Origin of the sequence: Pedobacter polysacchareus (genome assembly GCF_019802255.1) — a bacterium.
In the GTDB taxonomy this organism is placed as follows: Bacteria; Bacteroidota; Bacteroidia; order Sphingobacteriales; family Sphingobacteriaceae; genus Pedobacter; species Pedobacter polysacchareus.
On the sequence record NZ_JAHYSS010000006.1, the window covers coordinates 133327 to 148323 of the forward strand.

The window sequence follows — 14997 nt, forward strand, 5'->3', positions numbered from 1 at the left end:
TGAATTTATTTAAGCGTTACTCCTATTCTGAGGGCCTTTAAGCCCTCCACTCCTTGCAATTCTTCAATATCAAGATATTCCAGATCATCATTTAAGAGACCAATTCCCTGAAGCGTTTTGATATATCCGGTATATTCTTTGGCTTCCCAGCTGTTGAAATAGACGATAGCGATCTTTCCTGGCTGGGTAATCCGCTCTGTGGTGTCTTTTACATGCGCTTTATCGATGCGTTTTTTGACCATCTGGTAGCGGATGTTATAGCTGCCTTCTACATCAAAACGTTGCTCATCAATCCTAAAACTAATATCGATCACCTTCTCATAGACGAAAATCAACTGGGTAGTTTCCAGTGGCAAAGAAAAATAGGGCGCTAAACTATGACTCGTTTGTGCCACTTCTGCCAGAACTTTCAGTTGTTTCAGTCTAAATTCATGAAGAATTTCCTCTGTAAAATCTGTATTTGGTGCGATAGATCGACCCAGATAGATATCGAATTCGACCCCATCCGTACGGAATTTTTCGAAATAACAAGGGTAAATCGCTTGGATCTCTTTGTTAAATACATCCAGGTGCCTGGTGACTGCCAGATTGATCATTTGAAGGCTTTTTTCGTACCTATCACGATGCTCATAGCTCTTCCCGTCCAAAGCTGTCCATTCAAAATACTCATCTACAATTGGCTTAAGCTCTGGATGCGTTTCTTTTAAATGTACCAAAGCAGAAGGAATCTGCCTTTGCAGGTAGTCTTCTGTTTTGAGAATTTCCCGATCTGTCAGGTCTTCAAACCTAGATTTGCTCCAGATTTCATACTTTTTAGGGAGTTCATCATCCAACGATTCGCAGACCTTTTTCCTAATGGTATCCAGGGTTTTCTGCAACATTTCAAAATGCACATATAAATCCTTACGGACTGCCATATTTCGCAGAATGCTGGAATTCCTGATGTCTACTGCACCATAAAAAGGGTGTACATTCTTAAAGAACACCTGTTCTACCGGTAGATTTCGCTTTTTACCTCCGGATTGGAGATAATGATAAGCAGCTTCGTTAAAACGCCACTGTACAGAAGGCTGTAAAGCCGTGAATTTATCAGTTACGATTTCCGCGATTTCCTGATTGAAATCGGTGATGATATTTTGATATAATTGTGCCAATAAAGGAAAGGCAAGGTCTATTTTAGTGAGCGCATTGCCATTAAAATGACTCGCTTCCTTAGTATATAGCTCCAAACAACCCACCAATCTTGCATTGTAATACAATGGGAACAAGCCATAAGACTTGATTCCTTTTGCCCATAACAAGCTGAGCATCGGATATTTATCCTGTTCATCCAGCGTTATTTCGGGAAAAATCAAGGTTCTAGGCTGTTTCAGATAATCCTGGATCAAGTCAAACTCGTCTTCATCTTTCCAGCCTGCCTCTTCAGCCAATTTGATCAGGATACTCTGAAAGCCTGATTTCTCATTGATCAAAAGTTTATTATTTAGCTTCAAATAAGGCAGCATCCCAAATTCCAGGTGATCAGAGCCTGCCAATGCTTTTAAGGCATTACCGATTTCCTTACCATAATTCACATTTTTGGATTCATGGTGATCAATCATCACATTTTTAATGGATTCCAGGGCATACTCACCAGTTACATCCGTTAAGGTCACAATTGAAATGCCTTCAATGGTAAAGATATCAGGGGGAATGAGCTTGGTTAAAATATCCAGTGTATTGGTTTCATCCTGGATATAATCCTTCATAATATTCAGGTCGTATTCTGGTAATGCTACATTAGCAGTGATGTTCAGAAACCTGGTATCTACGTTTAAGCGATAATATTTAGTCAGTTTTGTTATCGGATCTACAATAGAGTTTACGGTAAACTCAGTTGCTGTTAGGGAGAAGTTATAAAAACGATGCAGTACCATATTATAAAAGGCAGAAAGTACGCTTTTTTGCATTTCCATAGAGGAAGGCAGCGACAGATCGGCTTTTAAGGTACAAGTAGTAGGCTCCAGCAGCACATTATAAAACGCATTTGTCCCATAATGAAAACAAGGCGTCATTGGGGTACTGATCGCCCAAAAATGTTCTTTCTCTTCATTAATGATCGGCGATAAAGCGGTATAAATCAATTCAAACAAGGTATTGTACTTTCGGACATTCTCTATTGGGATAGGGTCTTTCAGTTCTGGATATTGTTTAAATTGTTCAAGTATATAATGGTAGAAGTTAATTTTCGCGGTTTTTTCAGTATTTGCCTTCTCTTCCACGAAAGAGATAAAAGGCTGTAGAGACAGTTTAATTTCAGCACCCAATGGAGGGCGTTCTCTTAAGCCAGTAATACTATTATTCAAATCCAGCGTGATAGCTTGCATTTTTCGTATTTTATTATTTTACCTTTTTAAACTTAAGGATATTTCCATTGGTCAGTTCATCTCCTTCATTAGATATATACAAGTTCATATCGTTATCAAAAGCTATGCCTTCCGGCTGATTATAGATTGAAGAATTCAAACGGTTTACTTGTTTTATTTTCCAGTTTTCATCTGCAATCACCAATAATTTGTTGGCAGAAGCCAGTATATACCACTCTTTAGTCTTCGGATTTTTTGTCAATGCTGAAGGGCTAAGACTTGCTTTCAACTTCGGATTGAGCTTTTTGATCTGCTCCAGGTCAATACTGAAAGTACTTTCAGGAATTAGGCTATCCAGCTTCAAATCATAGTTTAAGACATAACCCGTGGATGTTTTCTTTTTCTTATCTACCGGGCAGGATTTACATAAAACGTACACTTTTTGAGTCTCTGGATCGGCATATAAACTTTCGTACTCCCCTTTAGGAACCAACTTCTTGCTTACTTTCACCTGTTCAGCTTTTTCTTTTACTGTTTCTGAGAAGGGAAAAGAATAAAGGTGTCCATTGCTTTTTAAAACGAATACCTTTTCATTGAAAATGGCGATATCCTCATAATCTCCTTTACTGGCAAAACTCACATTTTTCTGATGCTTTACCCCCCATTTTTGGCGGAAAACGCTGCCTTCTTCATCTTGAATAGAGTAAACGGTATCCGATTTACCTTTATAAAAGGCAATCCCTGAGATTTCCAGCAAGCTTTCAGGCATGTTAAATTTCTCTGGATGTTCCAGGTCATACCCAGCAGGACTGCTAAACTTTGAAGCTACAGGTTTACAGGCATAAAATGCCACTAATGCCACAAGGGGCATGATATATAATAATTTAGTATAGATTTTCTTCATAAAAACGGGTCCATTTATTAGTCATTCAACACTTGTAACAATTGATAAATAGCTTCCTGAGAGCGCATTGCAGGCGAACCTTTGATTGCTTCATTCTCCAATTCAGCAGTAATATTTACCGCCTGAACATTATCTTGAAGCTGCAAGGTAATAATTTCCTGAATGAGACGTTTCAAATCCACGTCATATAAAGGAAAGCAAACCTCAATTCTGCTGTAGATATTGCGGTTCATCCAGTCTGCAGAGCCCATATATATTTCTTGCTGGCCATTATTTTCAAAGATAAAAACCCGTCCATGCTCCAGAAAACGGTCTACAATTCTTCTTACGCTAATATTTTCACTGAGTCCTTCCTTACCTGGAACCAGACAGCAGATTCCCCGGATGATGAGCTGTATTTTCACCCCCGCCTGTGAGGCTTCATATAGCTTGGCAATCAGCACCTGTTCTTCCAGATTGTTCAATTTGAGGGTAATACCAGCGGGTAACCCCTGCTGAGCATGCTCGATTTCTCGCTGAATCAAGCCCAGAAAGCGCTGATGCAAATTAAACTGTGCCACTAGCAAATGGTTAAATTCCACTGGCTCTTCCGGTACCGCGGTCTTGTCTTTTCTGCTTAAAAAGTCAAACAGGGATTCCAATTCCTGCAGCATCGGCTGATGGGCAGTCAGTAAAATATGATCGGTGTAAAACTTAGCTGTACTTTCATTGAGGTTTCCGGTGGCTAATAGCCCCAGGTATTGATGTTCCCCTTTGATGGTTCTTTTTACCAGTGCCACTTTCGCATGTACCTTCAAATCTATACTGCTATAGATGATCTTCACCCCTGCGGCTTTCATTTGCTTAGCCCATTTGATGTTATTGGCTTCATCAAATCTAGCTTTCAGCTCTACCAGTACCACTACCTTCTTCCCGTTTTTCGCGGCAGTCATCAAGGCATTTACAATTCTGGAATTTCGCGCTACCCTATATAAGGTGACATAAATCTCTGTGACATTCACATCATTGGAGGCTTCATTGAAGAAACGCAATACCGCATCATAGTTCTGATAAGGTACGTTTACCAGGATATCTTTATGAAGAATATGGTCAAATAAGGTTTCCTTTTCCGCAATCTTTACCGCTGCTGATGCTGGCCATTTAGGGTATCCAAAAAGCTTTTCATCTAAAGGAAAAGCACTGAGGTCTTTCAGGTTATGATAGGCCCCTCCCTGCACTACTGCGGCTTTTTGCAGATTTAATGCATAAATCATCCGGTACAAATTCCTCAAGGGAATTCCTGGCTCAAAAAGAAAACGGGTGGCAAAGCCAAAGTCGCGGGTTTCGAGCTGTTTTTCTAAAGCAATGGTGATGTCTTCGGAATAGTCCTGTCCTATTTTCAAAGCCGCATTGCGCGTGATTTTAAGGTTAAAAGCCCCCTGGATCTCATCATTTGGAAATAAATAGGCTAAGTTATGCTTGATGATATCTTCTAAGAACACCACGTATTGTGCCCCCTCCACAGGAATTGCATACAACCGCTGTAGATCTTCAGAAGGAATGCTGATCAGCTCCATGCGCTCTTCCGCCTCAGCGTTCCTCAAAATCACCACCTGATACAACTTGTTGTTTTCGGCAAAGAACGCTGTCAATCCATGGTCAATACATTCAGAATGAATATAGGCCAGGACTTCATTAAAAAACAGTTCGGTTACTTTTTCAGAAATTGCCGCTGGAATGGGTTGATTGTAGAGCCAATATACCTTCTGAGCTTCCAATGCCGGTAGAATCTGCTGACTGATGATTTCGCCATAACGCTGTTGCTGCTGGTCTATCTTCGCCTTAGCCAGCTCATAATCCCACATCATGACCGGCATCCTTACCCGATAAAATTCGTCAAGATTAGAAGAATAGATGGCTAGAAACCGGATTCTTTCCAATATAGGTACTGCTGCCCGGCTTGCTTCCATGAGCACGCGTTCATTGAAACTTAGCCAGCTTAAATCCCGGTTAAAATAAATAGCAGACTCCATAACAGGTTATAAGGTCACTAGAACTGAAGCCGTAATAAAGGCCAGCACGGATGCGATAATCCCAAACATAAACACATTATAGGCAATTCTCAATAAACGGTATTTACGGCCTAGAACTACCCCCTGCGCGTATAAATCACGGATTAAACTGCCATAAAGAAACTCACGGTCGTCCATCATTTTTAGCATTCCGCCTTCATAATCTGGCAGCGACATTCTATAAAAATTACCAAAAAACAAAAGGTTCACGCGTTTCTGAGCAATGTCTTCCGGTGTGAAAACTCCTTTAGGAATAGATGGGCGTGTTGCCAAAATAGAGAATACCATTGTCACCACACAAATGATGAGTAAAATCAAGGTCGGAATGATTAAATGTGGGTTATCTTCCAATTTCCTGAGCAGAATACTCAGGATGACCGATAAAATAATAGAATTGGTAGAAATCATGATGTGCGCCTTATTATCCGCCATATCACTCAGCCTCTGGTGGTTTCCAGAAGTGATCCTGAACATGGTTTCAATTCCTTTATCGGGACGGTCACTCTTTTTCTTTTTTTCTTTTTTTATCTCCAATGGGTTGTTCTTTTCTGTTAGCAGCGGGGGATTCCCGGTATTTAACACCGCAGGGCTATCCGTTGTTTTATGATTTGCTGCTGCTGCTTTACTTTCCAGCGCTTCCAGGTTTTCTGCTTTTTTCGCATTCAGCAGGTTCTGACAATAAGTAGTGTGGTAATGGTGATTTTTAAACAATTGTATCGTTTTTAATCTCCATTCATCTTTATCCAGTGCCCTGGCACAGAAAGCTTCCGCTTCCTTACGCATCAGTTTATTTCTTTCCTTAAAAGAATCACTGCCCAAATGATACAAATCGGCATCACAAACAATCTGTTCCAGCAGTCCATTTGGCTGCTGAGGCATTTTGGTGGCCATGATACAGTTCACAATTTTAGTACTGATCTCCTCGCTGAGTCCCTTTTCTTTTAAGAATTCAGCGGCAAGACCTGCTCCACTAGCCTCATGATGTGCACAATCAAAGAAATATCCCAGATCATGAAACCAACTGGCAGAAGTAACGATAAAGAAATCCTCATCTGAAAGCTGGTAATGATTAGCAATTTTGATGGCGTTTTCGACTACTTGTTCCGTATGATTTAAGTTATGGTAGATCAATCTCGAGTCGGTTTTTGCCTGAAAAATGCTGGCTACGTGTAGTCTTAACTGATCTAATATTTCCCTATAATTCATGAAGTGTATTTTTGTTTTTCAATAATAAAACAATTTGTCCTATTTGTGGTTGAAGATATAAATATGAGAGTTTTAATTCTCATATTTAATAGAAAGTTTAAAAGATGTCATTACGAAGGTTTTTCTGATTTATATCAGGGTCGAAAGTGATGAGCATCATATTTATACTTGGGGGGAAGGCTGAACTTTGAACACATCAATTTGCCCCTATGATCCTACAAAAAAACATAGCCCAGGACACCCAATGTTACCATTGCGGTGATGATCTTCCAAAAACGCCCTACCTGCTGGACAGCAAGTCTTTCTGCTGTCTGGGCTGCAAAGGCGTCTATCAATTGCTCTCTAATCACAACCTGGGTAACTACTACGCGTACAACGATGTACCTGGACAAACACAAAAAAACAAGCATACTCATTTTGAATACCTGGATGAAGCAGCAATTGCTGCGAAATTAGTGGATTATACGGATGAGAAGATGAGCGTCATCACGCTTTATATTCCAGCCATCCACTGCAGCTCCTGTATCTGGCTGCTCGAGCACCTGCATCAGATCAATCCTGCCATCATTCAATCCAGGATTGATTTCTTAAAGAAACAGGTGGTCATTACCTTCAAAAACCAGGAATTATCATTGCGTAAACTGATAGAAATTCTGGCCTCTATTGGTTATGAGCCCCTCATCAGCTTACAGGATGTGGTAAAAAAACAGCAGTCAGACCATTCGGAGGGCCACCTGATCCGCAAAATTGCGGTAGCTGGTTTTTGCTTTGGCAACGTGATGCTACTGAGCTTCCCGGATTACTTCGGACTGAGCGACCTGGAACAAGAATTCAAAACCTTTTTTGGCTGGTTAAATCTGGCATTTGCGATACCTGTCGTATGCTATAGTGGGCGAGATTATTTTACCTCCGCCTGGACCAACCTTAGAAATGGCATTTTAAACCTTGATTTTCCATTGGCTTTAGGAATTGCCGTCATGTTTATCCGCTCCATAGTGGAAATTGTGGGCAATACCGGGGCTGGTTTTGTAGACACCCTCTGTGGGCTTGTTTTCTTCCTGCTGATTGGAAAATGGATGCAGCACCACACTTATCACCATCTATCCTTCGAAAGAGATTATCGTTCATATTTCCCCGTTGCCGTCACTTTGATTGAGGAGGATAAAGAAAGGCCACTCCCGCTGAATGAATTAAAAGTTGGCAACAGGATTCTGATCCGCAGCAATGAAATTATTCCGGCAGATGCCATCCTCTTAAAAGGAGAAGCAGAAATGGACTTTAGCTTTGTCACCGGCGAATCTTTACCGGTCAACAAAGTATTGGGAGAAGTTGTTTATGCGGGTGGAAGGCAATTAAAAGGTGCTATAGAATTGGAGGTCGTTAAACCGGTTTCACAAAGTTACCTGACCCAATTGTGGAACAACGAGGCTTTTTTCGGCGAGAAAACCATGATCAGAACCTTTGCCGACCGCGCCAGCAAATATTTCAGCATTGTATTGCTGAGCATCGCCATTGGTGCCGCTGCATACTGGATGTTACAAAATGACACGACTAAAGCGGTGGCCTCTTTTACCGCGGTGCTGATCATTGCCTGCCCTTGTGCCTTGGCTTTGAGCTCCCCATTTACCCTCTCCGCAGTACTGAGCATTTTCGATAAGAACAAGTTTTACCTTAAAAATACGGCGGTCGTAGAAGAACTGGCGCGCATAAATACGTTTGTATTCGACAAAACCGGTACGATTACCAATCCTGAAAACACAGGCTTCACCTTTGAAGGACACATTACCGAAGAAGAAAAACAATGGGTAAATGACCTGGCGAGGAATTCTGGACATCCTTTAAGCAGGGAATTGGTGAAATGGCTGAACAGGCCTTCCAAATATACTGCGGTTAAATATATGGAAAAGGTAGGCCGTGGAATTTCAGGCATGATCAATGGCCAGGAATTGAAACTGGGCAGTGCCTCTTTCCTTGGTTTGAAAATGGATACACCAGCACAAGGTGCCGTAGTTCATATTATTATCAACAACAGATACCTTGGCTTCTTCTGTTCTACGCAGCAATGGCGGAATGGATTTAAAGAACTGATCTTTAAACTGGGTAAAGATGCAGATTTACACCTGTTATCTGGTGATCAGGACCAGGACAAGCAAACCCTGATTCCATTCTTCCCGAGAGCACAGCAGATGCATTTCGCTCAAAGTCCGCAGCACAAGCTGGATTACATTCGCAATCTGCAATATTCCCGTAGAAAAGTCCTCATGTTTGGTGACGGACTGAATGATGCAGGCGCATTGAAACAAAGCGATCTGGGGATAGCGGTGACGGATAACATCAACAATTTCTCACCAGGCTGTGATGCCATTCTCGATGGTGCGAGTTTTCAAAAGATACCTATGTTTATCAAACTGGCAAAAGATGCCGTAAAGGTGATCCACATCAGCTTTGCCATCTCTTTGACCTATAATGCAATAGGCCTTTACTTTGCCGTTCAAGGCATGCTTTCTCCACTGATTGCAGCGGTATTGATGCCCATTAGCACCATCACTATTATTCTGTTCACCAGCATTGCAGTCCGACTGTACGCTAAAAAAAATCAGCTCTTATGAACATCCTCTACCTCTTGATCGGCTTTAGTATTTTATTGGCATTGATCTTTCTTGCGGCATTTTTCTGGGCAAGTAAAACGGGTCAGAATGACGACACGTATACCCCTGCCATCAGAATTCTGTTTGATGATGACGTTCAACAGAAAAAAGAGGAGATAAAAAGTGATGAAGATCACGTATAGCCACAATTGATGTCATTCTGTACCTAAGCACACCGACCTAATTTTACATCCATAAACAAGCAATCCAATTTTTAACATGACTGAAAAATTTTACTACGACAACAAGATCGTCAGGAACTTCGCAGTAGCCACCATTATATGGGGCATCATCGGAATGACGGTCGGATTGCTCATTGCCATGCAGCTCTTCAAACCTGCATTAAATATGGGCTCCCAGTACACGACTTTCGGCCGCATCAGGCCACTACACACTAACGCAGTAATCTTTGCTTTCGTAGGGAATGCAATCTTTATGGGTGTTTATTACTCTTTGCAACGACTCCTCAAAGCGAGGATGTTCAGCGATGTCCTCAGTAAAATACACTTCTGGGGCTGGCAGCTGATCATCATTTCTGCGGTCATCACCCTTCCTTTAGGATTCACGTCCTCCCATGAATATGCGGAGCTGGAATGGCCGATAGATATTGCCATTACATTAATCTGGGTTGTATTTGGGATCAACATGTTTGGAACCATTATCAAAAGAAGAGAGAAACACATGTATGTGGCCATTTGGTTCTACATTGCAACTTTCGTCACCGTTGCAGTTTTACACATTGTTAACTCTTTCCAGCTGCCGATATCAGCGTTTAAAAGTTACTATTTATACGCAGGTGTACAGGATGCGCTGGTACAATGGTGGTACGGACACAATGCGGTGGCTTTCTTTTTAACCACTCCTTACCTGGGAATGATGTATTATTTCCTACCTAAGATGGCAAATCGTCCGGTTTATTCTTATAAACTGAGTATTCTCCATTTCTGGTCATTAATTTTCATTTACATCTGGGCTGGGCCACACCATTTATTATATACGTCTTTACCGAGCTGGGCACAATCATTAGGGGTTGCCTTCTCCATTATGTTGATTGCCCCAAGCTGGGGAGGGATGATCAATGGATTGCTTACCCTTCGTGGTGCATGGGATAAAGTAAGGGAAGATTCCAGACTGAAATTCATGGTTGTCGGGATTACCGCTTATGGTATGGCCACCTTTGAAGGACCAATGCTTGCTTTAAAACAGATCAATGCCATTGCCCACTATACCGACTGGATAGTAGCACACGTACACGTTGGTGCATTAGGCTGGAATGGTTTCTTAACCTTCGGTATTTTGTATTGGTTGATTCCAAGAATCTACAGAACAGAACTATACTCTAAAAAACTGGTTTCTTTCCACTTCTGGATTGGAACATTAGGGATCATTTTCTATGCGGTTCCTTTATACTTCGCTGGTTTCACACAGGGATTGATGTGGAAAGAATTTACAGAAGATGGCTTATTACGTTATCCTAATTTCCTGGAAACCGTGATCCAAATCCTTCCAATGTATGTGCTTAGGGCTATAGGTGGTGCGTTGTACCTGATTGGTGTGATCGTGATGACTTATAACTTAATCAGAACTGTTCGTTTAGGTAAATTATTGGCGGATGAGCCTGCAGAGGCGATGCCATTGCCAAAAGACTATGTTCCTCAGGGATCTGAGAAAAAATTCCACAGGGTGCTGGAACGTAAACCAATGGTTTTCATGGTACTTTCCTTAATTGTCATCCTGATTGGTGGTATGATAGAGATGATGCCGACGTTTACGATCAAGTCGAACATTCCAACCATTACCAGTGTACAGCCTTATAGCCCGCTGGAATTACAGGGACGTGATTTATACATCCGTGAAGGTTGTGTGAGCTGTCACTCTCAAATGATTCGTCCATTCCGCTCTGAAACAGAAAGATATGGCGAATACAGTAAAGCAGGAGAATTTGTGTACGACCACCCACATTTATGGGGTTCAAAACGTACAGGGCCTGACTTACAGCGTGAGGGTGGTAAATATGGTAATGCATGGCATTTTAACCACATGCTGGATCCACAAACGATGTCGCCGGGAAGTATCATGCCTCCTTACGAATGGCTGATCACTCAGCAACTGGATACCACCACTACCATCAGCAAGATCAATGCGATGCGCACTTTAGGTGTTCCTTATGAAGAAGGTTATGAGCATAAAGCGAACCGCGACCTGGACAAACAGGCCAAAGCGATTGCTGCAGACCTGAAACAAAACAACATCAAAGTAAAAGATGATAAAGAAATCATTGCGCTGATTGCCTATCTGCAACGTCTGGGAATGGACATTAAAGCACAATAACCTAAACAACAACACTATGTTTAAGCAATTTTTAGATCAAGTAGATGGAAGCCAGGTGTATTTAATCACCTCCCTTGGCATATTCCTGCTCTTTTTTATCCTGGTCGGCATACTCTTGCTGACTATGAAAAAAGAGGAAATAAAATATATGAGTGAGTTACCTTTAAAAGACGATGTACAATGACTAATTTACTAATTTGGGCCCTATTCATCACCGCAGTGATCATGCTGGTGGTTTCCCTGCTGGTTTTGAAAGTCATCAAAATCTACGTGAAGGAAACCCTGCATCCTACCCGATTCGCTTCTGAAGAAGAAAGGAAAAAATACTGGCTGGAAGAAGAGCGACGTGCTGCTGAAGCCGCCGATAAACCTTCTTTCTGGACTAAGTTAATGGGATTGAGGCCAATCTCTGAAGAGAAAGACATCATGATGGAGCATAAATTTGATGGCATTGCGGAACTGGATAACCCTACTCCTGCCTGGTTTATGGTACTATTTTATGGGACAATCATTTTTGCCATCGGCTATATGCTCAACTACCACGTATTTGGCTGGGGCAAATTACAGGAAGAAGAATATGCGATAGAACTCCGTCAGGCGGAAGCAGATCGCATTGCATTCCTGCAAAAACCTGGCTCAGGAGGTCCGAAAATCAATGAGAACAACATGGAGAAAAGTGACGATCCGGCAGTGATCCAAAAGGGAGCTGCGTTGTTTAAAACGGTTTGTACCCCTTGTCATGGAGAACATGCAGAGGGTGGTGTAGGTCCCAATTTAACAGATGAGTACTGGCTGCACGGCGGTACACCAAAGGACATTTTCAAGACCATCAAATATGGTGTTCCTGAAAAAGGAATGGTGGCCTGGGAGAAATCTATGAATGCCCAGCAAATCTCAGACATTACCAATTATATCCTTTCTATACAAGGAAGCAATCCTGCTGGCGCGAAAGCACCACAGGGCAAAAAAGATTAACATGTCATCACAAAGCCCAAGTCACTTCAGAGATCAGATCTCCACTTTAACCGACGACGGACAGCGCCGTAAATGGCTCTATCCGAAAGTCATTAAAGGTAAGTTATATCAGTACCGCTCGGTGGTCAGCTATTTTTTCCTGACCTTACTATTTGCCGCCCCATTTATTAAATTAAATGGGGAGCAATTGGTGCTGCTTAATGTTTTAGAGCGGAAGTTTGTATTCTTTGGGGTAATTTTCTGGCCCCAGGATTTCTACTTATTTGTATTGGCTATACTCACCTTTATGGTGTTTATCGTCTTGTTTACAGTGGTTTTTGGCCGGGTATTCTGCGGATGGGCCTGTCCTCAAACGATTTTCCTGGAGATGGTATTCAGGAAAATAGAAATCTGGATAGAAGGCGACGCTAATAAACGGAAAAAGCTGGATGATGGCCCGCTAACCAGCGAGAAGTTTTTCAAAAAAGGATTCAAGCATTTCCTTTATCTATTGATTTCCTTTTTCATTGCCAACATCTTTCTCTCCTATTTAATCAGCTCAGATAGCCTGATCAAAATCATTACAGAACCGGTATCCCAGCATTGGAGCGGATTCATTTCAATCTGTGTATTTACCTTTGTTTTTTACCTCGTTTTTTCCAGAGTGAGAGAACTGGTGTGTACGGTAGTTTGCCCTTATGGACGTTTACAAGGGGTATTACTGGACAACCAGAGCATCATTGTGGCTTATGATTACGAACGTGGGGAGCCTCGTGAAAAACGGGTAAAAGGAGCGGTAAACACTGGCGGAGACTGCATAGACTGCAAGCTTTGCGTACAGGTTTGCCCTACTGGAATAGACATCAGAAACGGGACACAGATGGAATGCGTCAACTGCACGGCCTGTATTGATGCCTGTGACATGGTGATGGAAAAAATTGAGCGCCCAACCCGCTTAATTGGCTTCAAATCAGAGGATGAGATCAAAACGAAACAGCCTTTTAAACTGAACAAAAGGGTATATGGCTATGCTGCTGTTCTGGCATTGCTGATCGGCGTACTCTCCTATCTTTTGATCACAAGAACAGCCGTTAAAACCACCATCCTGCGTGCCAGTGGAACTTTGTATCAAATGAGGGATAAAGAAAATGCGGTGAGCAATTTATTCAATGCGGAGCTGATCAACAAGACCAGCAAATCACTGAAATTTGAAATTGTACCGGATGATCCAGAGGTAAAAATTCAGTACATCCAAAAACAAGACACCATTGCTTATGGTGGTGTGGCAAAATTGACGTTTTTTGTCATTATGCCGCAAAGAAAATTAAAAACATACAAATCAGATATTGGTTTTAAACTGGTGTCAGATGGCAAGGTGGTAGATACTTTTGAAACGACCTTCATCGCACCGCTTAATGATTAAAGAAATGAAATGGAACTGGGGAACGAAATTGGTGATTGGTATGGCTTGCTTTATGAGTTTTATCATCATCCTTGCGGTAAAGATGTTTAACAGCGCTCCCGATGCGCTGGTAGACAATGATTACTATGAGAAGGGACTGGCTTACGACAAAGAATACCAGCTGAAAGAACAGGTAAAAACCGACCATGCCAAACCTGAGATACAGGTAGGTACCGAAGCGATTGTCCTGACTTTTAAAGCCCCTGCTGAAGGCAAAGTGAGCCTGGTCCGCACGGCAGATAAACGAATGGATAAAATGATTCAAATCAATACAGATGAGCAGTACCGCGCTGCAATTCCTTTAACAGGGATTGCTAAAGGCCGCTGGAAACTGATCATCAAATGGAATAGTGCAGGTAAATCCTATATGGATGAGCAGGAGGTCATGGTAGAATGAGCAACGAAAAGCTTGCCTTCATGATTGGATTGTTAGGGAGCGTACATTGCATTGGCATGTGCGGTCCCCTTGCCTTTGCTGTCCCCTCCTTAAAACAAGGATGGGCTTTTCTGGTATTGGACAAATTACTTTACCAATTAGGAAGAATTGTTTCTTACTGCTTCTTAGGACTGGTGATTGGCTTAATCGGACAGCAATTATGGATGGCAGGCTTACAGCAGGTCATCAGTATTTTTAGTGGAATCCTCATTGTGATGGCTGCCTGCTCCAGGTTGTTCAAGATTCAAATGCTTAAAAATACCCCTTCGGTATTGCTAAAACCCTTCCATCAATTATTTGGCTATGCACTAAAGCATAAAGCCAATCATTTGATCATTGGCGTCATCAACGGCTTTCTACCCTGTGGCTTCGTTTACCTGGCCATGGCAGGAGCTTTAAATACGGGCAGCCTAACTGGCTCTGCCATTTATATGTTCTGGTTTGGGCTAGGCACCCTACCCCTCATGTTTATCGCTACACTCAGTATCGGTTTTACCGGTGCATTGGTCCGTAAAAAGATCAACCGCGTGATTCCTTATTTTATGCTTTGTTTGGGAGTCTGGTTTATATTGAGAGGAATGGAGTTAAACATTCCCTATTTAAGCCCGTCACCAACTGAACAAGGGGCTCCTGAATGCAGGTAGTCCCCCAAATCATCGT

Annotated in this window: 11 protein-coding genes; 7 read left to right on the forward strand and 4 right to left on the reverse strand. The window is 42.0% G+C overall.

Annotated features, from left to right (window positions below; genetic code table 11):
- Positions 1 to 5 precede the first annotated feature (5 nt).
- Genes K7X70_RS18045 through K7X70_RS18060 form a run of 4 tightly spaced genes read right to left on the reverse strand, consistent with a single transcriptional unit; the run spans position 6 to position 6506 of the window.
- Entirely contained in the window at positions 6 to 2366 is a 2361-nt protein-coding gene (locus K7X70_RS18045; RefSeq protein ID WP_222538389.1) for a GAF domain-containing protein, read from the reverse strand.
- 13 nt (positions 2367 to 2379) lie between these two features.
- Positions 2380 to 3249 (reverse strand): SdiA-regulated domain-containing protein, encoded by an 870-nt coding sequence (locus K7X70_RS18050; protein ID WP_222538390.1) that lies wholly within the window; start codon positions 3247 to 3249, stop codon positions 2380 to 2382.
- Positions 3250 to 3266: 17 nt separating this feature from the next.
- A complete protein-coding gene (gene ppk1 / locus K7X70_RS18055) occupies positions 3267 to 5261 on the reverse strand; it encodes a polyphosphate kinase 1 (RefSeq protein WP_222538391.1) in 1995 nt (664 codons plus the stop codon).
- Between the two features lie 6 nt (positions 5262 to 5267).
- Positions 5268 to 6506, reverse strand: a complete 1239-nt coding sequence (locus K7X70_RS18060) for a Pycsar system effector family protein (RefSeq protein WP_222538392.1) — start codon at positions 6504 to 6506, stop codon at positions 5268 to 5270.
- A 209-nt stretch (positions 6507 to 6715) separates the two neighbouring features.
- Here K7X70_RS18060 and K7X70_RS18065 point away from each other — a divergent pair, with 209 nt between their 5' ends.
- From K7X70_RS18065 to K7X70_RS18095, 7 genes are all read left to right on the forward strand, one after another.
- Positions 6716 to 9115: a heavy metal translocating P-type ATPase gene (locus tag K7X70_RS18065; RefSeq protein ID WP_222538393.1), complete on the forward strand. Its 2400-nt coding sequence runs from the start codon at positions 6716 to 6718 to the stop codon at positions 9113 to 9115.
- Positions 9112 to 9297 (forward strand): cbb3-type cytochrome oxidase assembly protein CcoS, encoded by a 186-nt coding sequence (gene ccoS / locus K7X70_RS18070; RefSeq protein WP_222538394.1) that lies wholly within the window; start codon positions 9112 to 9114, stop codon positions 9295 to 9297. Before K7X70_RS18065 ends, ccoS begins: the two co-directional genes overlap by 4 nt.
- A 76-nt stretch (positions 9298 to 9373) precedes the next feature.
- Positions 9374 to 11485 (forward strand): cytochrome-c oxidase, cbb3-type subunit I, encoded by a 2112-nt coding sequence (gene ccoN, locus K7X70_RS18075; protein ID WP_222538395.1) that lies wholly within the window; start codon positions 9374 to 9376, stop codon positions 11483 to 11485.
- A 180-nt stretch (positions 11486 to 11665) separates the two neighbouring features.
- Entirely contained in the window at positions 11666 to 12460 is a 795-nt protein-coding gene (locus K7X70_RS18080) for a cbb3-type cytochrome c oxidase N-terminal domain-containing protein (protein WP_222538396.1), read from the forward strand.
- A 1-nt stretch (position 12461) separates the two neighbouring features.
- Positions 12462 to 13862, forward strand: coding sequence for a cytochrome c oxidase accessory protein CcoG (gene ccoG, locus K7X70_RS18085; RefSeq protein ID WP_222538397.1), 1401 nt, complete (start codon positions 12462 to 12464; stop codon positions 13860 to 13862).
- Between the two features lie 4 nt (positions 13863 to 13866).
- A complete protein-coding gene (locus tag K7X70_RS18090; protein ID WP_222538398.1) occupies positions 13867 to 14298 on the forward strand; it encodes a FixH family protein in 432 nt (143 codons plus the stop codon).
- Between the two features lie 20 nt (positions 14299 to 14318).
- Positions 14319 to 14981 carry a sulfite exporter TauE/SafE family protein gene (locus tag K7X70_RS18095; protein ID WP_255607393.1) on the forward strand — a complete coding sequence of 221 codons (663 nt, stop codon included), beginning with the start codon at positions 14319 to 14321 and terminating at the stop codon, positions 14979 to 14981.
- Positions 14982 to 14997: the final 16 nt, after the last annotated feature.